This window comes from Acidovorax sp. CF316, assembly GCF_000276605.1.
Classification (GTDB): Bacteria; Pseudomonadota; Gammaproteobacteria; order Burkholderiales; family Burkholderiaceae_C; genus Acidovorax.
The window spans coordinates 1-24,527 of sequence record NZ_AKJX01000154.1 but is presented as its reverse complement, the minus strand read 5'-3'; the positions used below and the strand labels follow the sequence as shown (position 1 = coordinate 24,527).

The window sequence follows — 24,527 nt, the reverse complement described above, 5'->3', positions numbered from 1 at the left end:
TTTGCATTCGATCGTATAACTAGGCGGGAGCCGCAGACAGTGCTGTAGCACGGCAAGGCGAACCAACGACGTTAGACGGTTGAAGGCAAATCCGTATCACTCGTCGATCGAGGCGCTCCAGCGGCTGTCCCAGCCCGGCGCGGCGACCCGGCCGGTGGCGCGCTCGATGTCGCGCCGGTCGCGCTTGGTGGGCCGGCCTTCCTGCAGGGTGGCGGCGGGCTCGGGGGCCAGGCGGCGCTGCTCGGCCGCGGCTTCGCGGGCGGCAATGCTCTCGGCGGTCTCTTCGTACAGCAGCTGCGCCACGGGCGCGGGGCCGCGCATGCCGCTCAGGGCGCGCACGGTCACGGTGCGGGCCACGGGGCCCTGGCGCAGGGCCACGGTGTCACCCGGGCGCACATCGCGCGCGGGCTTGGCGGCCTGGCCGTTGACGGTGACGCGGCCTTTGCCGATCTCGTCGGTGGCCAGGCCACGGGTCTTGTAAAAGCGGGCGCACCAGAGCCACTTGTCCAGGCGCATCGTCTCGGTGGAGGTCATCCTGGCGATTGTGCCCCGTCCGCCATGCCCGCGATGCCGGTGGTGGTGTCTGCCGCCGTGGACAGTGGCAGCCGCACCACGGCATCGAGCCCGAGCACGCGGCCGGCCTGGGTGCGGTTGGCCAGCGATATGGTGCCGCCGAGCGCCTGCACGATCTCCTGGCAGATGGCCAGGCCCAGGCCGCTGCCGGTGCGCACGTCGCCGGCCGAGAACGGCTGGAACAGGCGCAGCGCCAGTTCATCGTCGATGCCGGGGCCGTGGTCGCTCACGGTCAGGGCCGCGTGGCGGCCATCGGTGCGCAGCTCCACCGACAGTTCGCTGCCCGGCGGGGCGTGGCGCACGGCGTTGTGCAGCAGGTTGCGCGTCAGCTCGCGCAGCATCCACTCGTGCGCCTGGATGGGTGCGGCATCGGTGTGGATGCCGAAGTCCAGGTCGCGCTGGGCGATCAGGGGCGAGATGTCGAGCGCCACGCCCCGCAGGATCTCGTCGAAGCGCGTCACGGGCGGTGCGCTCTGCTGGCGCAATTGCTCCACCTTGGCCAGGGCCAGCATCTGGTTGGCCAGCTGGGTGGCGCGGTCCACGGTGTCGCGGATCTCGTGCAGCGCCTGCTCGGCCGGCATGTCGCCGCGCAGGGCCGACTGCACCTGGGTCTTGAGCACCGCCAGCGGCGTGCGCAGCTGGTGCGAGGCGTCGCGCACGAAGCGCTTCTGGTGGCGCAGCAGGTGGCGCAGGCGCTGCAGGAATTCGTTCGTGCCTTCGATCAGGGGCTGGAGCTCGCGCGGCGCAGCGGGCGCGGTGATGGGGCTCAGGTCGCCTTCCTGGCGGGCCTGCAGCTCCTGGCTGAGCTGGCGCACGGGCTGGGTGGCGCGCTGCACCACGAGCACCACCGTGATGCCGATCACGGCGATCAGCAGGGCCTGGCGCAGCAGGGTGTTGCGCAGGTTCTGCAGCGCCAGCGCCTCGCGCACCTCCAGCGTCTCGGCCACCTGGATCACGGCCATGGCGCGCCCGCTGGAGCTGGCCACCGGCTGCAGCAGCACGGCCACGCGCACCGGCAGGCCGCGGAAGGTGTCGTCGTAGAAATCCACCAGCGCCGCATAGGGTGGGCGCGCGGGGATGGTGCCCTTCCACAGCGGCAGCTCGTCAAAGCCCGAAATCAGGTCGCCCTGCAGGTTGGAGACGCGGTAGTACATGCGGCTCTTGTTGTCCGCCTCGAAGGCCTCGAGCGCCGAGTAGGGCACGATGGCGCGCAGGTGCGCCGCCTCCTCGTAGCCGGTCACGTCCAGCTGCTCGCTGATGCTCTTGGCCGATGCCAGCAGCGTGCGGTCGTAGGCGGTGTTCAGCGAGGCCAGGGTCTGCTGGTAGGCGCTGATGGTGTTGTAGGTGATGAACACCACCACCGGCAGCAGGATGCCCAGCAGCAGCCGGCGGCGCAGCGAGTGGGGCCGTGGCGTGGGGGGCGTGCGGGGCTCGCCCGGGGGCGTCTTCCTCATGCATCCGTCCGCAGCAGGTAGCCCAGGCCGCGCAGCGTCATGAGCGTGAGGCCGGTGCCCGCGAGCTTCTTGCGCAGCCGGTACACCACGACCTCGATGGCCTCGTACTGCACGTCGAGCTGGCCCGGGAACACCAGCTCGTAGAGCCGCTCCTTGGTCACCGCATGGCCGGGCTGGGCCAGCAGCGCATGCATCAGCGCCAGCTCGCGCGGGGTGAATTCCATCACCTCGCCGTTCAGGTAGATGGCGCCGCTGTTGGTGTCGTAGCGGATGGCGCCGATCTGCTGCACGCTGGGCGGCAGGGCATTGCTGGCCACCGGGTCGGCGCTGCGCCGCACCAGGGCGCGCAGGCGGGCCTCGAGTTCGTCGAGGTCGAAGGGCTTGGGCAGGTAGTCGTCGGCGCCCGAGTTCAGGCCCATGATGCGGTCGCCCACGGTGCCGCGCGCGGTGAGGATGATCACCGGCGTGCGCAGGCCGCGCGTGCGCGCCTGCTGCAGCACCTGCAGGCCGTCGAGGCCGGGCAGGGTCAGGTCCAGCACCACCGCATCGGGCGGCTGGGCCGCCCACTGCGCCAGCGCGGCGCGGCCATCGCCCACGGGCGTCACCTCCATGCCGCGGCGGCTCAGTGCCCGGTGCAGCGTGGCCTGCATGGTGGGATCGTCTTCGACAAGCAGCAATTTCATGCGCGGGACCATATCACTGTGGGAGGGGCTGTGCACGGTTCTCGGCTTTCATGTCTTCCCCGCAGGCGCCGGCGGCATGCAGCCTTTGGTTACCTAGTGTTTTCCCTAGGGCCAAGGACAGCCGTTTGACAGGCAGGGCGCGCATCATCGACAGGTTCGCCAATCATTCAAGGAGACAACGATGCGTCGCGATACCTTCCTCAAGTCCCTGGCCGCCATGGCGGCAGCCGGTGCCTTGCCGCTGACCGCCCAGGCCGCTGCAGCCATCAAGATGATGATCCCTGCCAACCCCGGTGGCGGCTGGGACACCACGGGCCGTGCACTGGGCAAGGCCATGCAGGATGCCGGCGTGGCCAACTCGGTGACCTATGACAACAAGGGCGGCGCAGCCGGTGCCATCGGCCTGGCGCAGTTCGCCAACGCCAGCAAGGGCGACCCCAATTCGCTGATGACCATGGGCGCCGTGATGCTGGGCGGCATCATCACCGGCAAGCCGCCGGTGGGCCTGGACAAGGTGACGCCGCTGGTGCGCCTGAGCAGCGAGTACAACGTGTTCGTGCTGCCTGCCAACTCGCCCTTCAAGACCATGAAGGACGTGGTCGACCAGCTCAAGAAGGACCCCGGCAGCGTGAAGTGGGGCGGCGGTTCGCGCGGATCCACCGAGCACATCGCGGCCGCCATGATCGCCCGCGAAGTGGGTGTGGACCCGGCCAAGATCAACTACGTGGCCTTCCGTGGGGGCGGTGAGGCCACCGCCGCCATCCTGGGCGGCAACGTCACCGTGGGCGGCAGCGGCTACAGCGAGTTTGCAGAGTACATCACGGCTGGCAAGATGCGCGCCGTGGGCGTGACCTCGGCCACGCGCCTGAAGGGCGTGAACGTGCCCACGCTCAAGGAGCAGGGCATCAACGTCGAGATCGGCAACTGGCGCGGCGTGTATGGCGCGGCCGGCATCACCGCCGAGCAGCGCAAGGACCTGATCGACGCGCTGTCCAAGACCTACAAGCACAAGTCCTGGCAGGACGCGATGGAGAAGAACGGCTGGACGCCTGCATGGCTGGCCGGCGACGAGTTCGCCAACTTCGTGGATGCCGAGTTCGCCAGCCTGCGCGCCACGATGGTCAAGTCCGGCATGATCTGACGCCGGGCCCAGAGCCCGGCGCAAGCCCATCGTCGCACCCTCCGGGCGGCGCGCAATACGGTGCTGGCAACAGTCCTCTGCGCGCCGCTCTTCCTTGCGGGATAAAAACATGACACAACATTCCTCTCGCTCCACGGCCCTGCAGACCGTGGTGGGCGCCGGCACCCTGCTGCTGGGCTGCCTGCTGGCCTGGGGCGCCACCTCCATCAGCTCCGAGGCGGGCTATGGCGGCGTGGGCCCCAACTTCTTCCCCTGGGTGGTGGCCATCGTGCTCATCGTCTGCGGGGTGCTGGCCATCATCCACGCCCGCACGGGCGGCTTTCGTGACCTGGAAGAGGCGTCTGGCGATGACAGCGCCCACTGGAAGGGCTTCGTCTGGGTCTCGGCCGGACTGCTGCTCAACGCCATGCTGATCACCACCTTGGGCTTCATCCTGAGCTGCGCGCTGTGCTTCGTGCTGGCGGTGCGCGGTTTCAAGAGCTCCGAGGGCAAGCTCGACCTGGGCCCCAAGGCCTGGATCAAGGACCTGTTCATCGGTGTGGCCGTGGCTGCGCCGGTGTTCTGGATGTTTACCCAACTGCTGGCGATCAACCTGCCCGGCCTCACGAACACGGGGTGGCTGTAAAGCCCGCGCGACACCATGGAAACCTGGAACCTCCTGCTGCAGGGCTTCGTCACTGCAGCCACCCCCATCAACCTGATGTGGGCCTTCATCGGCTGTGTCATCGGCACCGCCGTGGGCGTGCTGCCCGGCATCGGCCCCGCCGTGGCTGTGGCCATGCTGCTGCCCATCACCGTCAAGGTGGAAGCCACCGCCTCGATGATCTTCTTCGCGGGCATTTACTACGGCGCCATGTACGGCGGCTCGACCACCTCCATCCTGCTCAACACGCCCGGTGAGGCGGGCTCCATGGTGACCGCCATGGAGGGCAACAAGATGGCCAAGAACGGCCGCGCCGGCGCGGCGCTGGCCACGGCGGCCATCGGCTCCTTCGTGGCGGGCACCATCGCCACCGTGCTGGTGACCTTCTTCGCGCCCCTCGTGGCCGAGTACGCCGTGCGCCTGGGGCCGCCCGAGTACTTCATGCTCATGGTGCTGGCCTTCACCACGGTGAGCGCGGTGCTGGGCAAGAGCACGCTGCGCGGCATGCTGGCGCTGTTCCTGGGCCTGGCGCTGGGTCTGATCGGCATCGACCAGCTCACCGCCCAGGCGCGCTACACCTTCGGTGTGCCCGAGCTGATGGACGGCATCGAGGTGGTGCTGATCGCCGTGGGCCTGTTCGCCGTGGGCGAGGCCCTGTACAACGTGATGTACGAGGGCAAGACCGAAGAGTCGCAGAACAAGCTGACCAGCACGCACATGACCAAGCAGGAATGGCGCCGTTCCTGGCCCGCCTGGCTGCGCGCCACGGCCATCGGCTTCCCCTTCGGCACCGTGCCCGCGGGCGGCAGCGAGATCCCGACCTTCCTGAGCTATGCGGCCGAGAAGAAGCTGAGCAAGCACAAGGAAGAGTTCGGCACCACCGGCGCCATCGAAGGCGTGGCCGGCCCCGAGGCAGCCAACAACGCGGCCATCACGGCCACGCTGATCCCGCTGCTCACGCTGGGCATCCCCACGTCGAACACCACGGCCATCCTGCTGGGCGCGTTCCAGAACTATGGCATCCAGCCCGGCCCGCAGCTGTTCAGCAGCAACGGTGCGCTGGTCTGGGCGCTGATCGCCTCGATGTACATCGGCAACGTCATGCTGCTGATCCTGAATCTGCCGCTCGTGGGCCTGTGGGTCAAGCTGCTCAAGATCCCCAAGTCCTACCTGTACGCGGGCATCCTGGTGTTTGCCACTCTGGGCGTGTACGGCATGCGCCAGAGCGCGTTCGACCTGGTGCTGCTGTATGCCATCGGCCTCCTGGGTGTGGTCATGCGCCGCTTCGACATACCCTCGGCCCCGGTGGTCGTGGGCATGATCCTCGGCCCCCTGGCCGAGGCGCAGATGCGCAATGCCGTCGCCATCGGCGAAGGCAAGTGGACCATCTTCCTGGAGCGCCCGGGCTCGCTGACCCTGATGGTCATCGTGCTGGCTGTGCTGATCCTGCCGCGCGTGGCGCGCCGCTGGGCCGCGCGCAAGGCGGCGGCCGAAGGGGTCACGGCCGCGGGCTGAGGCCGCACACTGTTTTGGGTAGTTGGGGCGGCACGGCAGTTTCTGCAGTGCCGCCCTTTTTTCAGTGGACTTGCGCGCGCCTGCGGGCTGCTTCATCCTGCCTGCAGGCCCTGCGCCAGCGCCTCGAAGACGACCCGGATGCGCCGCGCCGTGCGCAGTTCGCGGTGGGTGACCAGCCAGATTGGGAAGATCACGGGCGGCACGTCGTCGAGCACGCGCACGATGCCCGGGGTGGCGTGGGCGATCTCGTCCATCATGGCGCCGATGCCCATGCCCTGGCATACCAGACCCCAGTGGGCCACCGAGTGGTCGGAGTAGCAGCTGAAATTGGCCTCGCTCAGGGGCAGGCCGTGCTGGCGCAGGTAGCCCAGGTACTGGCCCGAGCGGTCCGAGCCCACGAAGGGCAGGTGGGTCGCGTCTTCGGCGCTGCGCGGGTGGCCATGGACCTTCACCCAATCCTTGGAGGCATAGAAGCTGGCCGACGTCTCGCGGATCAGCCGGGCGATCAGTTCCGGCTGCTCCGGCTTCACGTGGCGAATGGCAATGTCGGCCTCACGGCGCAGCAGGTCGCTCAGCGCATTGGACGAGATCACCTCGACGGCAATGCCCGGTTCCTTTTCGCGCAACTGCCGTACCAGGGGGGGCAGCAGGTAGAAGGCCACGGCGTCGGTGGCCGAGACCGACACCACCCCGCCCACCTCCTGCGAGCGCCCGCTGGCCGCCACGCCCAGGGCCTGGGCCGCGGCGCCCATGGCGCGGGCGTGCTCCAGCAGGTCCATGCCCGTGGGGGTCAATGCCATGGCCTTGCCCACGCGCTCGAACAGGGTCACGCCCATGCGCTGTTCGATGGCCGCGACCTGGCGGCTCAGCGTGGGCTGGGTCAGGCCCAGCTTGCGCGCAGCGGCCGAGAGCGAGCCGGTTTCGGCGGTTTCCAGAAACGCCCGAAGCTGGTTCCAGTCGAGTTTATCCATGCATAAATGTATATGTTCACTGCAATTTCTGACAGTTCCCTGGGGCGCGGTGCATGGATAGCATCGGTCGCTGTCCATTGCACCGACGTTGTCCCACCCCATGCCGACCACCACCTCTCCCGTACCCACCGATGCATCCGTGCTCCCACAGGCGGGTGGCGCCACTGTCCGCAAGGCCCTTTTCTGGGACCGCATCGCGCCCAAGTACGCGGCCGATCCGATAGCCGACATGCCGGGCTACGAGGCCACGCTGCAGCGCGTGCAGGCGCTGCTGTCCGCAGAGCAGGAGGTGCTGGAGATCGGCTGCGGCACGGGCACCACCGCGCTGCGCCTGGCTCCCTTCACCCGGCGCCTGCTGGCGACCGACGTTTCTGCCGGCATGATCGCCATTGCCCAGGGCAAGCTGGCGGCCCAGCCGGTGCCGCAGCTGAGCTTTGCGGTGGCCGACGCGGATGTGCCGGTGTGCGGCAAGGAGGCTTACGACGTGGTGCTGGCCTTCAACATGCTGCACCTGGTGAGCGACCTCGACCACACGCTGCAACTGGCGGTGCAGGCGCTGCGCCCGGGCGGTTTGCTGATCTCCAAGACACCCTGCATCGGCGAGATGAACCCGCTCATTCCCTGGCTCGCGCTGCCGTTGATGCGGGCCATCGGCAAGGCACCCGCCGTGCTGAACTTCGAGGGGCCCGGGCTGCATGCGGCCATGACCCGGCAGGGCCTGGACATCGTTTCCGTCGAACGGCACGGTACCCGGGGCAAGGACATCCGGCTCTTCATCGTGGCCCGCAAGCCGCCGGAGTTTGCCCACTCCCCGGGCGGGCCGTTGCCCAGGCTGGGCGGCCGTGGCCCCGACAACTTCATCAACCGCAGCAATCCCTGAACCCACAGGCCCGAGGCCCGCAATCACCCGGGCGCTATGCTTGCAGCGTGGGGCTTTGGCCGCCTGCGCCTGCGCAGGCGCGGTACGCTTCCCGTTTTGAGAGCACCGATGGAGCCGCCTGATGAATCCCGTGTCCTACTTCGAGATCCCGGTGCACGACCTGGCGCGGGCCATGGGTTTTTATCGGGCTCTGTTGGGTGCGAGTTCGAGCAGGCGAGCGTGGACGGCAACGAGATGGCGTTCTTTCCCCATGCCGAGGAAGGCCGCGGCGCGGGCGGTGCGCTGGCCCGAGGGGAGAGCTACGTGCCTGGCCGCGCGGGCGCCCGCATCTATTTCCATGTGCCGGACATCCATGCCGCGCTGTGCCGGGCGGTGGAGGCTGGGGGCGTGGTGCTGTACCCCGTGACCGAGGTCGGCAGCTTTGGATGCGTCGCGGAAGTCGGTGACATGGAGGGCAACTGCATCGCCCTGCGCTCGGCAGAGAAGGCCAGCAGGTGATCCTGTGCACGGCGGCGTGACCGCTGTGGTCCATGGTTTGCAGGGGCGGCGGGCAGGCCCTGGCGTACTTGGATGATCCTGGGTACGCCCCGACCTTGCCCGCCCAGCAAACTTCGCAAGCCAGGCACCCAGGACTCGCTTCCTTGGGTGCCCCCCACCAGGTAGCTTGCTCAGACGGGCAAATCATACCATAAAATGCGAATCATTCTTATTATCGAGGATGGTGCATGCATACCCTGTCCGAAGAGTTCCTGGTGCTGTGCCGCCAACTGGGGGAGGCGCAGACGCGTTGCAGCGACGCCCTGGCCCAGCAGGCGGGCGAGCTTGAGCAACTGCGGGCCGAGGTGGTGCGCCCGCGCGCGGCCGTGGTGGTGCGCGACACGCGGCTGGCCCTGGCGCAGGAAGAGCTGCTGCAGCTGCAGGCCTCGCAGCCGGGCTTGACGCGCCGGCGTGACATGGCGCGCCACATCGCGGCACTGGCCGAGCGCATCACCAGCCTCTCGCGCGAGTGCCTGCGCTGGCGCCTGCAGGCCGTGGCTGCGGCAGACGTGAAGCAACAGGCGCAGGCCGCCCCCGAGGCCCTGGCCCCGGCACCGCCAGCGCTCGATTCGAGCCTGGCGGCGGCCGACCTCGTGATCTGCCAGACGGGCTGCATCAGCCACGACGAGTACTGGCGCGTGCAGGAGCATTGCCGGCGCACCGGCAAGCCCTGCATCCTGGTGGACCAGCCGCTCGGTGCCGGCGCGGCAGAAGCGGCAAAGCCCGTGGTGGTGCTGCGCATGGCGCGCGGCCTGCGCGCGGTGAGCGGCCTGCAGGCACCGGCCACGGCGGATTGACCCGGGGCGGGTGGCGGGCTTGCTACCATCCGCACATGCCCCCGCTCATCGACGACGCCCCCGCACTGCCGCTGGATGCCCAGGGCATCCTCGAACTCGCGGCGCGGTCCATGTTCCACCTGTTCTCCAGCGTCAGCCAGGGCATGTTCCTGGTGGACCTGAGCGGGCGCATCGTCTGGGTCAACGAGGGCTACCAGCGCTTCCTGCCCGACCTGGGCTTCACGTCGCTGGACCAGTTCCTGGGCCGCATGGTCGAGGAGGTGATCCCCAACACCGGCATGCGCCGCGTGCTGGAGACCGGCAACCCGGTGCTGATCGACCTGCTCACCAACAAGGCCGGCACCTTCGTGGTCAGCCGCATCCCGCTGCGCGACGACGCGGGCAGCGTCATCGGTGCCATCGGCATCGTGCTCTTCGACCACCCCGAGACCACGCTGCAGCCGCTGATCAGCAAGTTCGCGCTGCTGCAGCGCGACCTCGATGATGCGCGGCGCGAGCTGGCCAGCCAGCGCCGGCGCAGCCTGGCCGTGGCCGGCGATGGCGAGCGGCGCTCCAAGTACACCTTTGCCAGCTTCATCGGCTCGAGCCCGGCCGCGGCCGAGGTCAAGCGCCAGGCGCGCCGTGCCGCCCAATCGAGCAGCCCGGTGCTGCTGCTGGGCGAGACGGGCACGGGCAAGGAGCTGCTGGCCCATGCCATCCACGCGGCATCGAGCCGTGCCGGCGGCCCCTTCGTGAGCGTGAACATCGCCGCCGTGCCCGACACGCTGCTGGAGGCCGAGTTCTTTGGCGTGGCGCCCGGCGCCTACACCGGTGCATCGGCCAAGGGGCGCGACGGCAAGTTCAAGCTGGCCGACGGCGGCACGCTGTTCCTCGACGAGATCGGCGACATGCCGCAAAGCCTGCAGGCCAAGCTGCTGCGCGCGCTGCAGGAGGGCGAGATCGAGCCGCTGGGCTCGAACAAGCTGGTGCCGTTCAACGTGCGCATCCTCGCGGCCACCTCGCGCGACCTGGCGGCCCAGGTGCGCGAGGGGCGCTTTCGCGAGGATCTGTTCTACCGCCTGCATGTGCTGCCGGTGCGCGTGCCGCCGCTGCGCGCGCGGCGCAGCGACATCCCGGCACTGGTCGAATCGCTGGGCGACGACCTCGCCCTGCGCAACGGCACGCCGCCACCCGAGCTGCTGCCCGATGCCATGGCCCTGCTGGCCGGGCAGCCCTGGCGCGGCAACATCCGCGAGCTGCGCAACGTGATCGAGCAGGCCGTGATGCGCAGCGAGGGGCAGTCCATCGACGCGGCGCAACTCGAGCGCATCCTGCGCGAGGCCGGCGTGGAGCCCGCCGCCCCGGTGCAGGACACCACTGCCGTGGTGGTCGAGGCCGAGGACGAATCGCGCTACCTGCGCCCCCTGGCCGAGCAGGTGGCGGAGCTGGAGCAGCGCGCCATCCATGCCGCGATGAAGGCCCACGGCGGCAACAAGCTGGCCACCGCGCGGCAGCTCGGCATCTCGCGCGCCACGCTCTACGGACGTCTGGAAAACCCTGAATAAATTTCAGGCAAATGTCTGAAATTCAGACAAAATAGATGTATTGAAATTGAACACTGTTGCCGAGGTGTCAGCAAAAGTTTCATAGAAATCAACGGTTTGTGCGTTGGCACGAACTGTGCAATGTTCAGGCATCACTACAAGGAGACATCGCCATGCACCGTCGCACCCTGGTCGCCCTCGCCACTGCCGCCGTTACCGCCGCAGCCACGCTTTCCGCCCCCGCGTTCGCCCAGTCCGGCGAGATCCGCATCGCCCACATCTACAGCAAGACCGGCCCGCTCGAAGCCTACGGCAAGCAGACCCAGACCGGCCTGTTGATGGGCCTGAACTACGCCACCGGCGGCACCATGGCCGTCAACGGCAAGAAGCTCGTCGTGATCGAGAAGGACGACCAGGGCAAGCCGGACTTGGGCAAGAGCCTGCTGGCCTCGGCCTACTCGGACGACAAGGCCGACATCGCCGTCGGCCCCACCTCCTCGGGCGTGGCGCTGGCCCTGCTGCCCGTGGCCGAGGAGTACAAGAAGATCCTGCTGGTGGAGCCTGCCGTGGCCGATGCCATCACCGGCGACAAGTGGAACAAGTACATCTTCCGCACCGGCCGCAACAGCAGCCAGGACGCCATCTCCAACGCCGTGGCCATCGACAAGGCCGGCGTGACCGTGGCCACCTTGGCCCAGGACTACGCCTTCGGCCGTGACGGCGTGAAGGCCTTCAAGGATGCGCTCAAGAACGCCAAGCTGGTGCACGAGGAGTACCTGCCCACGACCACCACCGACTTCACGGCCGGTGCCCAGCGCCTGATCGACAAGCTCAAGGACGTGCCCGGCCGCAAGGTCATCTTCATCATCTGGGCCGGCGCCGGCAACCCCTTCAAGATCGCCGACCTGGACTTGAAGCGCTACGGCATCGAGATCGCCACGGGCGGCAACATCTTGCCCGCCATGGCCGCGTACAAGAACTTCCCCGGCATGGAAGGCGCCACGTACTACTACTTTGGCATCCCCAAGAACCCCGTGAACGAAGCCCTGGTGGCTGCGCACTACAAGGAGTTCAAGACCCCGCCGGACTTCTTCACCGCGGGTGGCTTCAGCTCGGCCATGGCCCTGGTCACCGCCCTCAAGGCCACGAACGGCGACACCAACACCAACAAGCTCATCAAGACCATGGAGGGCATGAGCTTCGAGACGCCCAAGGGCAAGATGACCTTCCGCAAGGAAGACCACCAGGCCATGCAGAGCATGTACCACTTCAAGATCAAGGTGGACCCGGCCTTCGCCTGGGGCGTGCCCGAGCTGGTGCGCGAGATCAAGCCTGAAGAGATGCAAGTGCCGATTCGCAACCAGCGATAAACCGGTTCGCGTGGCCTTGGCGAAAGGGCAATCGCCCTTTCGCCGAGGATCCATCCCGCAGGGGCGGCCGCCCCTTTTTTTCCAGTGAATTGATGCATGAACTCCCGGGTTGACACGGGGGCTGGGTCAGACTTTTTTCAAAATTATTTGGAGACAAGACAACATGGCTTTCAATTTCATCCGGGCGGCCGCAGCAAGTGCTGCATTGGTACTGTGTGCTGCCGGTGGCGCATCCGCTGCCGTCAACCTCCCCGCGCTCAAGATCGACGCCACGCAGACCACCGTGTCGGGCCTGTCGGCCGGCGGCTTCATGGCCGTGCAACTGCACATGGCCTACTCGGCCACCTTCGCCAAGGGCGCGGGCGTGGTCGCGGGCGGGCCCTTCTATTGCGCCGAGGGCTCCATCGTCAACGCCACCGGGCGCTGCATGGCCAGCCCCGCGGGCATCCCCACCAGCACGCTGGTGAGTACCACCAACACCTGGGCCAGCCAGGGGCTGATCGACCCGGTGGCCAACCTGCAGGCGTCCAAGGTCTACCTGTTCTCGGGCACGCTGGACAGCGTGGTCAAGCCCGGCGTGATGGACGCGCTGCGCACCTACTACAACAGCTTCGTGCCGGCCGCCAACGTGGTCTACAAGAAGGACATCGCGGCCGAGCACGCCATGGTCACCGACGACTACGGCAACGGCTGCTCCACCAAGGGCGCGCCCTATATCAGCGACTGCAACTTCGACCTGGCCGGCGCCATGCTGCAGCACCTGTACGGCACGCTGAACCCGCGCAACAACGCCACGCTGCCGGCAGGCAACTACGTCGAGTTCAACCAGAACCAGTTCATCACCAACCACGGCATGGCCACCACCGGCTGGGCCTACATCCCGCAGGCCTGCCAGGCCGGCGGCAGCGCCACCTGCCGGCTGCACGTGGTGCTGCACGGCTGCAAGCAGAACATCAGCGATGTGCAGCAGCAGTACGTGCGCAACACCGGCTACAACCGCTGGGCCGACAGCAACCACATCGTGATGCTCTACCCGCAGACCAGCACGGCGGCCACCAACAGCTGCTTTGACTGGTGGGGTTATGACAACGCCAACTACGCCAAGAAGTCGGGCCCGCAGATGGTGGCCATCAAGGCCATGGTGGACCAGATCAGCAGCGGTGGCGGCACGACCAACCCGCCCACGAACCCCGCACTGCCGGCCCCCACGGGCGTGAACACCTCGGGCGCCACGGCCAGCTCCATGGTGGTGGGCTGGGGTGCCGTCTCGGGCGCGGCCAGCTACAACGTGTACCGCAACACCAACAAGGTCAACGCCCTGCCGGTGAGCGGCACGAGCTACACCGACACCGGCCTGGCCGCCTCCACCAGCTACAGCTGGACGGTGCGCGCCGCCGACGCCAACGGTGCCGAGGGCGCCGCATCGGCGGCCGCTTCGGGCACCACGCTGGCGGGCTCGGGCGGCACGGCCACCTGCACCACGGCCACCAACTACGCGCATGTGCAGGCCGGCCGCGCCACGCAGACCGGCGGCTACACCTATGCCAAGGGCTCCAATCAGAACATGGGCCTGTGGAACGTGTTCGTGACGACCACGTTGAAGCAGACCAGTCCGAACTACTACGTCATCGGCACCTGCCCCTGACAATGCGCTGAACGCCGGGGTTCCTGCCTGCAAGAGGGCAGGGCGCCCGGTACCCCTGAAAGACGACGACCGTGAAAGTGAAGCACCTCCCATGAGCACCTTGGCCACCAAGGACTTGACCATCCGCTTCGGCGGCCACGTGGCGGTCAACGCCGTGACCTGCTCCTTCGAGCCGGGCACGCTGACCGCTATCGTGGGCCCCAACGGCGCGGGCAAGACCACGTACTTCAACCTCATCTCGGGGCAACTGCGCGCCAGCGCGGGCAGCGTCACCCTGGGCGGGCAGGACCTTACGGGCCAATCGGTCTCGGCGCGCACGCATGCGGGCCTGGGGCGTGCCTTCCAGCTCACCAACCTGTTTCCCAACCTCAGCGTGCTGGAGAACGTGCGCCTGGCCGTGCAGGCCACGCAGGAGGGCAAGCACCGCCGGGGGCTGAACCTGTGGAGCATCTGGAGCGACCACCGTGGCCTGACGGAGCGCGCCCGCGCCATCCTGCAGGCGGTGGCCATGCTCGATCGGCAGGACACGCCCGTGGCCAGCCTGCCGCACGGCGACCAGCGCAAGCTCGAGGTGGCGCTGCTCATGGCGCTGGAGCCGCAGGTCTACATGTTCGATGAGCCCACGGCCGGCATGAGCCACGACGAGGCGCCCGTGATCCTGAACCTGATCCGCGAACTCAAGAAGGACAAGACCAAGATCATCCTCCTGGTGGAGCACAAGATGGACGTGGTGCGCGAGCTGGCCGACCGCATCATCGTACTGACCAACGGCACCCTGGTGGCCGACGGCGTGCCCGCTGAGGTGATCGCCTCGCCCGTGGTGCAGGAAGCCTACCTGGGTGTCTCCAAAGAGTCCGGCAAGGAGGCCACGGCATGACCACGAACAGCAACAACCTGCTCGAACTCAAGGGTGTGCACACCCACATCGGGGCGTACCACATCCTGCACGGCGTGGATCTCGCTGTGCCCAAGGGCCAGCTCACCATGCTGCTGGGCCGCAACGGCGCGGGCAAGACCACCACGCTGCGCACCGTCATGGGCCTGTGGCACGCCTCGCAGGGCACGATCCACTTCGGTGGCAAGGACATCACGGCACTCAACACCCCGCAGATCGCCGGCATGAACATCGCCTATGTGCCCGAGAACATGGGCATCTTCGCCGACCTCACGGTCAAGGAGAACATGCTGCTGGCCGCGCGCGGGGCCAAGAACGCGGCGCAGATGGACAGCTCGCGGCTCGAATGGATCTTCAAGCTCTTCCCTGCGGTGGAGAAGTTCTGGAACCACCCGGCCGGCAAGCTCTCGGGCGGGCAAAAACAGATGGTGGCCGTGAGCCGCGCCATCGTCGAGCCGCGCGACCTGCTCATCGTGGACGAGCCCAGCAAGGGCCTGGCGCCGGCCATCATCAACAACATGATCGACGCCTTCGACCAGCTCAAGAAGAGCGGCGTGACCATTCTGCTCGTCGAGCAGAACATCAATTTCGCCAAGCGGCTCGGTGACACCGTGGCCGTGATGGACAACGGCAAGGTGGTGCATGCGGGCAGCATGGCCGCATTGGCCGAGGACGAGGCATTGCAGCGATCGCTGCTGGGGTTGGCACTATGAGCACCACGACGACAACGACGACGGCGGCCGCAAGCGCTGCCAAGACGTCCCTCCTGCGCGACTTCGACTGGAAGCCGCTGGCCCTGGTGCCGGCGCTGGCGCTGCTGGTGCTGCCCTTCATCGGCTCGCCCAGCACCTGGCTCACGCTCACGGTGGCGGGGCTGGCCATGGGCATGATCATCTTCATCATCGCCTCGGGCCTCACGCTCGTGTTCGGCCTGATGGACGTGCTCAACTTCGGCCATGGTGTGTTCATCGCGCTCGGTGCCTTCGTGGCCACCAGCGTGCTGGGTGCCATGGGCGACTGGACGGGCTCCGACCAGCTGTGGCGCAACCTGGTCGCGGTGCTGCCGGCCATGCTGGTGGCCATGGCCGTGGCGGGTGCCGTGGGCCTGGCGTTCGAGCGCTTCATCGTGCGGCCGGTGTACGGCCAGCACTTGAAGCAGATTCTCATCACCATGGGCGGCATGATCATCGGCGAAGAGCTGATCAAGGTCATCTGGGGCCCGCAGCAGATCCCGCTGCCGCTGCCCCAGGGCATGCGTGGCTCGCTGCTCATCGGCGATGCCGCCATCGAGAAGTACCGCCTGGTGGCGGTGGCCGTGGGCCTCTTGGTCTTTGCCGTGCTGGCCTGGACGCTGTCGCGCACCAAGGTGGGCCTGTTGATCCGCGCCGGCGTGCAGGACCGCGAGATGGTCGAGTCGCTCGGCTACCGCATCCGCCGCCTGTTCATCGGCGTGTTCGTGGTGGGCTCGGCCCTGGCCGGCCTGGGCGGCGTGATGTGGGGCCTGTACCAGCAGAACGTGGTGCCGCAGATGGGCGCCCAGGTCAACGTGCTGATCTTCATCGTGATCATCATCGGCGGCCTCGGGTCCACGGGCGGCGCCCTCATCGGCGCGCTGCTGGTGGGGCTGATGGCCAACTACACCGGCTTCCTGGTGCCCAAGGTGGCGCTGTTCTCCAACATCGCCCTCATGGTGGCGATCCTGCTATGGCGCCCGCAGGGTGTCTATCCAGTGGCCAACCGTTGAAGAGGAGCCCAAAGACATGCTGAACCGACTTCTCTCCGGCGACTACCCGCGCAGCAAGGTGCTGGCGGCGATCCTCGTGGCCATCTTCCTGGGGCTGGCGTTCGCGCCCTTCCTGTTCCCTGGCGTCAAGGCGCTGTCCGTGGCGGCCAAGGTGCTGATCTTCGTGGTGCTGGTCGCCAGTTTCGACCTGCTGCTGGGCTACACCGGCATCGTGAGCTTTGCGCACACCATGTTCTTCGGCATCGGGGCCTACGGCATCGCGGTGGCCACCACGCGCATGGGGCCGACCTGGTCGGCGCTGGCCGTGGGCCTGGGTGGGGCGCTGGTGCTCTCGCTGCTGCTGTCGCTGGCGGTGGGGCTGTTCTCGCTGCGCGTGCGCGCCATTTTCTTCGCCATGATCACGCTGGCCGTGGCGGCCGCGTTCCAGACGCTGGCCTCGCAGCTGTCGGACATCACGGGCGGCGAGGACGGCCTGACCTTCAAGGTGCCCGAGATCCTGTCGCCGAGCTTCGAGCCCTTCGACGAGCCTTTTTTGGGTGTCACGCTCGATGGGCGGCTGCTGTGCTACTACCTGCTCTTCGTGGTGGCCGTGGCGCTGGTGCTGGCGCTGCTGCGCATCGTGAATTCGCCCTTCGGCCGGGTGTTGCAGGCGATCCGCGAGAACGAGTTCCGCGCCGAGGCCATCGGCTACCGCGTGGTGGTGTACCGCACCACGTCGAGCGTGCTGTCGGCCCTGTTCGCCTGCTGCGCGGGCGCCATGCTCGCGCTCTGGCTGCGCTACAACGGACCGGACACCTCGCTGTCGTTCGAGATCATGATGGATTGCCTGCTCATCGTCGTCATCGGCGGCATGGGCACCATCTACGGATCGGCCATCGGTGCCGTGCTGTTCCTGGTGGCGCAAAGCTACCTGCAGGACCTGCTGCGCCTTGGCAGCGAGGCCGCTTCGGGCCTGCCCTGGCTGTCGGCGCTGCTCTCGCCCGACCGCTGGCTGCTGTGGCTGGGCGTGCTGTTCGTTTTGTCCGTCTATTACTTCCCCACCGGTGTGGTGGGGCGCCTGCGCGCGGCAGCAGCGCGCAAGGCGGCGTGAGGGCCGGGTCCGCAAGCCGGCCGGGGTAAAGCTGCGTTCCAGAAGTTCAGAAAAACACAACTCGGAGACAGACGCAATGAGAAGCCTGAAAGCAAAGACGACGCAAAGAACCGCGATGCTGGCCGTGTCCGCCGCCGTGCTCGCTGCCTGTGGCGGCGGGGGCGGTGACAGCGGATCGGGCGGCGGTACCAACCTGCGCCCGGCCTACCTGGGCAGCATCACCGAGACCCGCTACGACGGCACCGGCAACGACCTGCTCACCGCCGGCCTGGGCGCCAGCGGCCTGGCTTCGGCCACGCCACCGGCCTACGCCGATGCGACCAAACCCACGGGCGCCGAGCTGCGCCGCGCCGCCATCTACAACAACTACCGCGCCATGCTGGACATGACCGCCGCCGGCGGCTACGGCACCCTGTACGGCCCCAACGTGGACGCCCAGGGCCGCGTGACCACGGGCGATGGCAAGGTGCCCGGTACCGAGTACATCGCCTATGCCGACGACGGCAGCGGCCGCCAGAACGTGACCTTGATGGTGCAGGTGCCCGACAGCTTCAACCCCGCGCGGCCGTGCATGATCACGGCCACCGCATCGGGCTCGCGCGGCGTGTACGGCGGCATTTCCACGGGCGAGTGGGGCCTCAAGCGCGGCTGTGCCGTGGCCTACTCGGACAAGGGCACGGGCGCCGCCCCGCACGACCTGCAGAACGACACCGTGCCGCTGATCGACGGCACGCGCACCACGGCGGCGGCAGCCGGCAAGAACGCGGCCTTCAACGCCAACCTCACGCCCGCGCAGCTCGCGGCCTTCAACGCCGCCACGCCCAACCGCTTCGCCTTCAAGCATGCGCACTCGGGCCAGAACGCCGAGAAGGACTGGGGCACGACCACGCTGCAGGCCGTGGAGTTCGGCTACTACGTGCTCAACGAGCGCTATGGCTCGCTCACCGTGTCGGGCCAGCGCATCAAGTCGCTGACGCCGGGCAACACCATCGTCATCGCGTCCAGCATTTCCAACGGCGGCGGCGCGGCGATTGCCGCGGCCGAGCTCGATACCCAGGGCCTGATCAGCGGCGTGGCCGTGTCCGAGCCCGCGGTGGAGCTGCCCGCCAACCCGGGTGTCACGGTGCAGCGCGGCAGCACGCAGATTGCCGTCACGGGCCGCCCGCTGATCGACTACACCACCCAGGCCAACCTGTACCAGGCCTGCGCTTCGCTGGCGCCCTCGGTCAGCACCAGCCCGTATGCAGCGGCCTTTGCCGCCGGCTTTGCCGGCACGGCCCTGCCCATCGCGCCGGGGCGCTGCGCGGCGCTGCGCGCACGCGGCCTGCTCACGGCCGACACCACGGCGGGCCAGGCCGAGGAGTCGCTGCGCAAGCTGCGTGACTACGGCTGGGAGCCCGAGTCCAACGACCTGCATGCCTCGCTCGCCGCCTTCGAGGTGGCGCCGGCCGTTGCCGTGACCTTTGCCAATTCGCTCTCGCGCGCCAGCGTGCAGGACCACCTGTGCGGCTTCAGCTACGCGGGGGCGACGACCGCAGGTGCCGTCACGCCGCTGGCGCCCCCCACCGCGCTGGCCGGCATGTTCGCCACCGGCAATGGCGTGCCGCCGGCGGGCGGCGTGCAGCTCATCAACAACCGCGCCAAGCAGGGGCCTGCGCGCGACTTCCTGTCGGTGGCCGACGGCGGCTCCTTCGACTGGAACACCGAGGGCGCGGTGTGCCTGCGCAACCTGGTCACCGGCAGCGATGCCGCGGCGCGCAAGTTGCAGGCCGGTGTCGATGAAACGCGCCGCAATGGCAACCTGCGCGGCAAGCCGGCCATCATCGTGCACGGCCGGGCCGATGCCCTGCTGCCCGTGAGCCACACCTCGCGCCCCTACACCGCGCTCAACAAGCGCGTGGAGGGCGCGGCCAGCAAGCTCAGCTATGTGGAGGTGGCCAATGCCCAGCACTTCGACAGCTTCATCGGCCTGCCCACGGTGCTGCCCGGTTACGACACGCGATACGTGCCGCTGCACGTGTACCTGAACCGCGCGCTCGACGCCGTGTACGACCACCTGGCCAGCGGCAAGGCGCTGCCGGCGAGCCAGGTGGTGCGCACCGTGCCGCGCGGCGGCACGCCGGGCAGCGCCCCGGCCATCACCGCCGCCAACGTGCCGCCCCTGGCCGATGTGCCTGCCGCAGGCAACGCCATCGCCGTGACGGCGGCCGGAGCCATTGCCATCCCCGAATAAGAACGACCACCCACCACCACAACAACAAAGCTGCCAGGGCGCGTTGCCGCGCCCGGCGGCACAAAGGACGGACATGAACACATGGATCACATGGGGCCGCCGCATGGGCGCGGCACTCGCGGTGCTGGCGATGGCGGGGCTGCTGGTGCTGCCGGCGGCGGCGCAGCTGCGCGGCGCCGAACTGGTGGTCGGCCAGGTGGCGCCGCTGTCGGGCGTGCTGGCCAGCACCGGTGCGCAGATGGTGCTGGGCGGCAAGATCTACTTCGACGCCATCAACGCCCAGGGCGGCGTGCATGGCGCCACCATCCGCCAGTGGGTGGTGGACGACGGCTACAAGGTGCCCGACACCGTGCGCCTGACGCGCGAGATGCTGGCCAAACCCGAAGTGGTGGCGCTCTACGGCTTTGCCGGCACCGCCAACATCACCCAGCTGCTGGCCGATGGCGTGCTGGAGCAGGGCGGTGCCGCCCTGGTGGCGCCCTACACGGGTGGCGAGTCGCTGCGCAGCCCGTTCAACCCCTGGATCTTCCACGTGCGCGCGGGCTATGGCGACGAGGCCGAGCACATGGTGCAGCAGCTCACCACGCTGGGCATGAACCGCGTGGCCGTGATGTACCAGGACGATGGCTTTGGCAAGGCCGGCCTGGCCGGGGTGGAGGCGGCGCTGGCGCGGCGCAACCTGAAGCTTGTCGTCTCCGCCGGCTACGAGCGCAACACCGACAAGGTGGACGACGCGGTCAAGGCCATCAAGGCCGCCGACGTGCATGCCGTGATCATGATCGCCATCAACAAGCCTGCGGCCGCCTTCATCCAGCGCTACCGCGAGCAGGGCGGCGGCGCGCAGCTGTACAACATCTCGGTGGTGGACCCGACCGAGCTGGTCAAGCTCGCCGGCCTGAAGAACGCGCATGGTCTGGGCATCAGCCAGGTGGTGCCCTACCCCTTCCGCCCGCAACTGCCCGTGGTGCGCGAGTACCAGACCCTGCTCAAGAAGTACGCGCCCGAGGCCGAGGTCAACTACACCAGCTTCGAGCAGTTCCTGGGCGCCAAGGTGCTGGTCGAGGCCCTGCGCCGCGCCGGCCCCGCACCCACGCGCACCAAGGTGGTCAAGGCGCTCGAATCCCTGCAGAACTACGACCTGGGCGGCATCAGCCTGGGCTATTCCCCCACCAACCGCATCGGCTCGCGCTACGTTGAAGTCACCGTCATCGGTGCCAACGGCCGACTTATGAAATAGGGGCAGTCCATCGACTGCGCCGTCCCATCCACTGACTCACAAGGTTGTCCACCATGACCCCGTTATCGCGCTACGCCACCTGCGCCGGCTATGAGATCCACTACACCGAATGGGGCGCGCCCGATGCCCCGGTGGTGGTGGCCTGGCATGGGCTGGCCCGCACCGGCCGCGACATGGACGACCTGGCCGCCCACCTGGCGCCGCGCTACCGGGTCATCTGCCCCGACACCATCGGCCGGGGCCTGAGCCAGTGGGCGCGCCAGCCGGCCGAGGAGTACCAGCTGCGCTTTTACGCGCGCGTCGTGGCCGATCTGTTCGATGCGCTGGGCATCGCGCAGGCGCACTGGGTGGGCACCTCGATGGGCGGGGCCATCGGCACGGTGTGTGCGTCGGGCCTGTTCGAGCCACAGCTCAAGGGCCGCATCCGCAGCCTGCTGCTCAACGACAACGCGCCGCGCCTGGCCGACGATGCGCTCGGGCGCATCAAGGCCTACGCCGGCCAGCCGCCCGCGTTCGATACGGTGGCAGAACTGGAGGCCTTCTTCCGCCAGGTCTACCAGCCCTATGGCTGGCTCAGCGATGCGCAGTGGCGCCGGCTGACCGAGACCAGCACGCGCCGCCTGCCCGATGGCCGGGTGACCCCGCACTACGACCCGGCCATGGTGCAGCAGTTCACCCACCACGCCAACGACTACCTGATCTGGGACCACTACGACGCGCTCGACATTCCCGTGCTGTGCCTGCGCGGCGAGGACTCCGACCTGGTGCTGCGCGAGACCACCATCGAGATGCTCACGCGCGGCCCCGGCGCGCGCGGCCAGGCCCGCGTGATCGAGGTGCCCGGCTGCGGCCACGCGCCGGCCTTGAATGTGCCCGAGCACTATGCGCTGGTGGACCGCTTCTTCGTGCACGGCGTGCAGGACCCAGGGCCCGCAGAGCCGGTGCTGGTGCGCACCGCCGGAGGGCCTGCCGCGAATGCGCTGCCGCGCTCGCAGTACCGGGCGCCCACACGTCTGCAGTGGCCCTGAGGGCGATGGCTGGACGGCGCGCAGGATGCAACTTGCGCTGTTCACCTACACGCATTGGCGCACGGGCAGGACACCATGGGGCGGTTTCCCCACCCTGCTGTCACTGCCCTGCCCAAGCCGATGCGTACCCGATCCGAAACCTTCAAATTCACCCGCGCTCGCAAGACAGCCCAGGGGCGTTTCGCCCACGCCAACACGGATGCCTTGGGCGCACTCCAGCTCTGGACAGCGCTCGGCATGGGCCGGGTGGGCGAAATCCTGTCGGCGCAGGAAAACGAGTGCCTGGTGGTGCGCGTCACCTACCCCCTGCAGCAGGGCATGCTGGCCACCAGTGAACTGCACCAGTGCTGCATGTCGCGCGGCATAGCGCGCGAAGCGGTGGAGGATTGGCCAGCGGGCTGACCGGGGGCGGGCCTGGCGCGCTGGCCGCGCCAGGCTCCGGGCCATAGCTCAGGCGGTGCCGAACACGTCGACCGGAGACGGTGCCAGAAACTCCCGGAGCTTTTGCTCTGCGGTGTAGAGCGCCTCGGGGTAGCTGGCCCATTCACGGCGCACCGTGAGCACGGGCGAGCCGTCCTCCTCGAAGATGAAGACCCGGTCCGGCACGTTCGCCGGTGCAGCCAGCGTGAGCGGCCTGACGAGATAGGTCGATCCGGCAATCTGGAGGTTGGGAGGCCAGGGCAGGCCGATCGCGCGCATAGGTCAATTCGTGGTGGGTTGAAGACGATGGCCCATCCTAACCACGCCGGTGCCCAAACGCGCTGGACGCGGGCCAACAAGCGGCGATGTCCTACGAAGCCGCTGCCCCGGGCGGCCGGGCATGCACTTGCCTGGCCTTTCTGCCTGGGGGCGATGTTCGCATTTGCAACGCAGTGGCCCTGTGCTCAACCAACAGTCCTCGACCACAAGGTGGAGCGCCCGCACAATGGACTGTCCTCTGTTCGCGGGGGGAGACTCCCCCCACCGGCCTGATCTTCTGGAAAGGCGCCTGTTGTCCTGCTCGATTCTTCGTGTGTTGTGCATCCCTGCGGCCCTGGCCGGCGGGGCCGCGTTCGCTGACCCGGGCTACTACGTGGTCACGGCGTACAGCAATCCCGGCGTGCGGACCCTTGATTTCCGCTACTGGACCGTGGCGTCGCGTGGCTCCGCACTGGCCAAGTGGCCCGAGGTCGGCCTGGGCTGGAACGTCAACAGCCGCTGGTACAGCGCAGTCATCGCCAGCTGGATCACCGCGTCGGACATGCCGACCACGCTGTCCAGCTGGAACTGGCAGAACGACCTGCTGCTGACCCAGGGCGAAGTCCCGTTCGACCTGGCCATCCATACGATGGTGTCGGCGCCCAGGCATGTGGGGGAGGGGCACACGCTGGAGTTCGGGCCGGCTGTGCAGACCGACATCGGCCGCACGCAACTGAACGCCAATGTGTTCGCCGAAAAGGGCTATGGTGGTTTCTCGCAACAGCCCACGCAGCTCAAGTACCAGTGGCAGGTGCGCCACCGCTGGAAGCCGGGCCTGCACTTCGGCGCGCAGGGCTTTGGCGAGCTGGGCGAGTGGGACCGCTGGGCGCCGGCCGGGCGGCAGTCGCACCGTGCGGGCCCGGCGCTGTTCGGGAGCATCCAGACCGGGCAGGGCGAGATCGGCTGGCAGGCCGCCTACCTCTACGGCAAGACCTATCGGCAGCGCGGCAACATGTTCACGGCACGCGTCGCTTACCACTTCTGAGGCGGCGCACCGGGCCAGCAGGGGCGCACAATGGCCCGGCACACCAGAAGGAGCGCCTTGATGCCAGCGACCACCATCACCGCCTTCGAACGATCCCCCGACCGCGGCCGGGGCCTGGCGCGCGACATGCGCGTGCGCTGGGCGCTCGAAGAAGTGGGGCAGCCCTACGGGACGCGATTGGTGTCGTTCGCACAGATGAAGGCGCCCGCGCACCGCGCGCTGCACCCCTTCGGGCAGATACCCACCTACGAGGAAGGTAGCCTGGCGCTGTTCGAGACCGGCGCCATCGTACTGCACATTGCCGAGAGCCATGCGGGCCTGCTGCCGGCCGATGCCCACGCGCGTTCGCGCGCCATCATGTGGATGTTCGCCGCGCTCAACACCGTGGAGCCGCCCATCGTCGAGTGGGGCGCCGCGAAGATCCTGGAGCAGGACAAGCCCTGGTACGCCCAGCGCCAGCCCCTACTGGACGAGCGCGTGCGCACCCGGCTGGCTGAGCTGGCGCAGCGCCTGGGCGAAGCCGACTGGCTGGACGGTGACACCTTCAGCGCCGGCGACCTGCTGATGGTGACCGTGCTGCGCCGCCTGGGCGATGCCTCGCCATTGCTGGGCGAGCAGCCCAGCCTGCTCGCCTACATAGCGCGGGGCGAGGCACGGCCCGCCTACCAGCGCGCGTTCGCGGACCAGTTGGCGGTGTTCACTGCGAGCCAGGCGCCCAACTGATTCGTGTCAGCTGCTCATGGCGTTGCGCGCTATCCACGCAGCACGAAACTGGCACGTCCAAGGCCAGTGCCCCCGTGCAAGGGCCGCCCCGCCGCACCGGGGGCGTCCCCCTCCCGACTCGC

General features: G+C 68.3%; 24 protein-coding genes. 19 read left to right on the top strand and 5 right to left on the bottom strand.

What is annotated here, in order from left to right:
* Positions 1-96 precede the first annotated feature (96 nt).
* The 3 genes from PMI14_RS18685 to PMI14_RS18675 are packed head-to-tail and all read right to left on the bottom strand — an operon-like array spanning position 97 to position 2,722.
* On the bottom strand, positions 97-534 hold the full coding sequence (locus PMI14_RS18685; protein ID WP_007856856.1) for an RNA-binding S4 domain-containing protein: 438 nt from the start codon (positions 532-534) through the stop codon (positions 97-99).
* Positions 531-2,027 (bottom strand): sensor histidine kinase, encoded by a 1,497-nt coding sequence (locus PMI14_RS18680; RefSeq protein ID WP_007856855.1) that lies wholly within the window; start codon positions 2,025-2,027, stop codon positions 531-533. The genes PMI14_RS18685 and PMI14_RS18680 overlap by 4 nt, the downstream gene beginning before the upstream one ends.
* On the bottom strand, positions 2,024-2,722 hold the full coding sequence (locus tag PMI14_RS18675; protein WP_007856854.1) for a response regulator transcription factor: 699 nt from the start codon (positions 2,720-2,722) through the stop codon (positions 2,024-2,026). The genes PMI14_RS18680 and PMI14_RS18675 overlap by 4 nt, the downstream gene beginning before the upstream one ends.
* Positions 2,723-2,891: 169 nt before the next feature.
* Here PMI14_RS18675 and PMI14_RS18670 point away from each other — a divergent pair, with 169 nt between their 5' ends.
* From PMI14_RS18670 to PMI14_RS18660, 3 genes are all read left to right on the top strand, one after another.
* Complete coding sequence (locus tag PMI14_RS18670; RefSeq protein WP_007856853.1) at positions 2,892-3,851, top strand: tripartite tricarboxylate transporter substrate binding protein; 960 nt, start codon at positions 2,892-2,894, stop codon at positions 3,849-3,851.
* Positions 3,852-3,960: 109 nt separating this feature from the next.
* Complete coding sequence (locus PMI14_RS18665; protein ID WP_007856852.1) at positions 3,961-4,476, top strand: tripartite tricarboxylate transporter TctB family protein; 516 nt, start codon at positions 3,961-3,963, stop codon at positions 4,474-4,476.
* Between the two features lie 15 nt (positions 4,477-4,491).
* Complete coding sequence (locus PMI14_RS18660; RefSeq protein ID WP_007856851.1) at positions 4,492-6,009, top strand: tripartite tricarboxylate transporter permease; 1,518 nt, start codon at positions 4,492-4,494, stop codon at positions 6,007-6,009.
* A 92-nt stretch (positions 6,010-6,101) separates the two neighbouring features.
* On the opposite strand, the gene PMI14_RS18655 is transcribed toward PMI14_RS18660, so the two are convergent.
* Positions 6,102-6,980 (bottom strand): LysR family transcriptional regulator, encoded by an 879-nt coding sequence (locus PMI14_RS18655; RefSeq protein ID WP_007856850.1) that lies wholly within the window; start codon positions 6,978-6,980, stop codon positions 6,102-6,104.
* A gap of 100 nt (positions 6,981-7,080) precedes the next feature.
* Between PMI14_RS18655 and PMI14_RS18650 the strand changes: the two genes are divergently transcribed.
* From PMI14_RS18650 to PMI14_RS18585, 14 genes are all read left to right on the top strand, one after another.
* A complete protein-coding gene (locus tag PMI14_RS18650; protein ID WP_007856849.1) occupies positions 7,081-7,860 on the top strand; it encodes a class I SAM-dependent methyltransferase in 780 nt (259 codons plus the stop codon).
* 219 nt (positions 7,861-8,079) lie between these two features.
* The gene (locus tag PMI14_RS18645; protein WP_199234346.1) at positions 8,080-8,358 is read left to right on the top strand and encodes a hypothetical protein; all 279 of its coding nucleotides are present in this window, start codon (positions 8,080-8,082) and stop codon (positions 8,356-8,358) included.
* Between the two features lie 227 nt (positions 8,359-8,585).
* The gene (locus PMI14_RS18640; RefSeq protein WP_007856847.1) at positions 8,586-9,194 is read left to right on the top strand and encodes a DUF2325 domain-containing protein; all 609 of its coding nucleotides are present in this window, start codon (positions 8,586-8,588) and stop codon (positions 9,192-9,194) included.
* A gap of 35 nt (positions 9,195-9,229) precedes the next feature.
* Complete coding sequence (locus tag PMI14_RS18635; protein ID WP_007856846.1) at positions 9,230-10,738, top strand: sigma-54-dependent Fis family transcriptional regulator; 1,509 nt, start codon at positions 9,230-9,232, stop codon at positions 10,736-10,738.
* 152 nt (positions 10,739-10,890) lie between these two features.
* Positions 10,891-12,087 (top strand): substrate-binding domain-containing protein, encoded by a 1,197-nt coding sequence (locus PMI14_RS18630; protein ID WP_007856845.1) that lies wholly within the window; start codon positions 10,891-10,893, stop codon positions 12,085-12,087.
* A gap of 163 nt (positions 12,088-12,250) precedes the next feature.
* Positions 12,251-13,732, top strand: a complete 1,482-nt coding sequence (locus PMI14_RS18625; RefSeq protein ID WP_007856844.1) for a PHB depolymerase family esterase — start codon at positions 12,251-12,253, stop codon at positions 13,730-13,732.
* Positions 13,733-13,823: 91 nt separating this feature from the next.
* Positions 13,824-14,609, top strand: coding sequence for an ABC transporter ATP-binding protein (locus PMI14_RS18620; protein WP_007856843.1), 786 nt, complete (start codon positions 13,824-13,826; stop codon positions 14,607-14,609).
* Positions 14,606-15,340 carry an ABC transporter ATP-binding protein gene (locus PMI14_RS18615; protein ID WP_007856842.1) on the top strand — a complete coding sequence of 245 codons (735 nt, stop codon included), beginning with the start codon at positions 14,606-14,608 and terminating at the stop codon, positions 15,338-15,340. Before PMI14_RS18620 ends, PMI14_RS18615 begins: the two co-directional genes overlap by 4 nt.
* Positions 15,337-16,371 carry a branched-chain amino acid ABC transporter permease gene (locus PMI14_RS18610; protein WP_007856841.1) on the top strand — a complete coding sequence of 345 codons (1,035 nt, stop codon included), beginning with the start codon at positions 15,337-15,339 and terminating at the stop codon, positions 16,369-16,371. The genes PMI14_RS18615 and PMI14_RS18610 overlap by 4 nt, the downstream gene beginning before the upstream one ends.
* A 16-nt stretch (positions 16,372-16,387) precedes the next feature.
* Positions 16,388-17,461, top strand: coding sequence for a branched-chain amino acid ABC transporter permease (locus PMI14_RS18605; RefSeq protein WP_007856840.1), 1,074 nt, complete (start codon positions 16,388-16,390; stop codon positions 17,459-17,461).
* Between the two features lie 76 nt (positions 17,462-17,537).
* On the top strand, positions 17,538-19,694 hold the full coding sequence (locus PMI14_RS18600; protein WP_007856839.1) for a D-(-)-3-hydroxybutyrate oligomer hydrolase: 2,157 nt from the start codon (positions 17,538-17,540) through the stop codon (positions 19,692-19,694).
* A 73-nt stretch (positions 19,695-19,767) separates the two neighbouring features.
* Positions 19,768-20,931 carry an ABC transporter substrate-binding protein gene (locus PMI14_RS18595; RefSeq protein ID WP_007856838.1) on the top strand — a complete coding sequence of 388 codons (1,164 nt, stop codon included), beginning with the start codon at positions 19,768-19,770 and terminating at the stop codon, positions 20,929-20,931.
* A 53-nt stretch (positions 20,932-20,984) separates the two neighbouring features.
* Positions 20,985-21,959: an alpha/beta fold hydrolase gene (locus PMI14_RS18590; protein WP_007856837.1), complete on the top strand. Its 975-nt coding sequence runs from the start codon at positions 20,985-20,987 to the stop codon at positions 21,957-21,959.
* A gap of 120 nt (positions 21,960-22,079) precedes the next feature.
* Positions 22,080-22,361, top strand: coding sequence for a hypothetical protein (locus PMI14_RS18585; protein ID WP_035204529.1), 282 nt, complete (start codon positions 22,080-22,082; stop codon positions 22,359-22,361).
* 48 nt (positions 22,362-22,409) lie between these two features.
* Here the strand turns inward: PMI14_RS18585 and PMI14_RS18580 are convergent, their stop codons facing one another.
* Entirely contained in the window at positions 22,410-22,658 is a 249-nt protein-coding gene (locus PMI14_RS18580) for a hypothetical protein (protein ID WP_007856835.1), read from the bottom strand.
* Between the two features lie 313 nt (positions 22,659-22,971).
* Here PMI14_RS18580 and PMI14_RS18575 point away from each other — a divergent pair, with 313 nt between their 5' ends.
* Both PMI14_RS18575 and PMI14_RS18570 read left to right on the top strand, forming a co-directional pair.
* Positions 22,972-23,682 (top strand): hypothetical protein, encoded by a 711-nt coding sequence (locus PMI14_RS18575; RefSeq protein ID WP_238541866.1) that lies wholly within the window; start codon positions 22,972-22,974, stop codon positions 23,680-23,682.
* 60 nt (positions 23,683-23,742) lie between these two features.
* Positions 23,743-24,405, top strand: coding sequence for a glutathione S-transferase family protein (locus PMI14_RS18570; protein WP_007856833.1), 663 nt, complete (start codon positions 23,743-23,745; stop codon positions 24,403-24,405).
* Positions 24,406-24,527 lie beyond the last annotated feature (122 nt).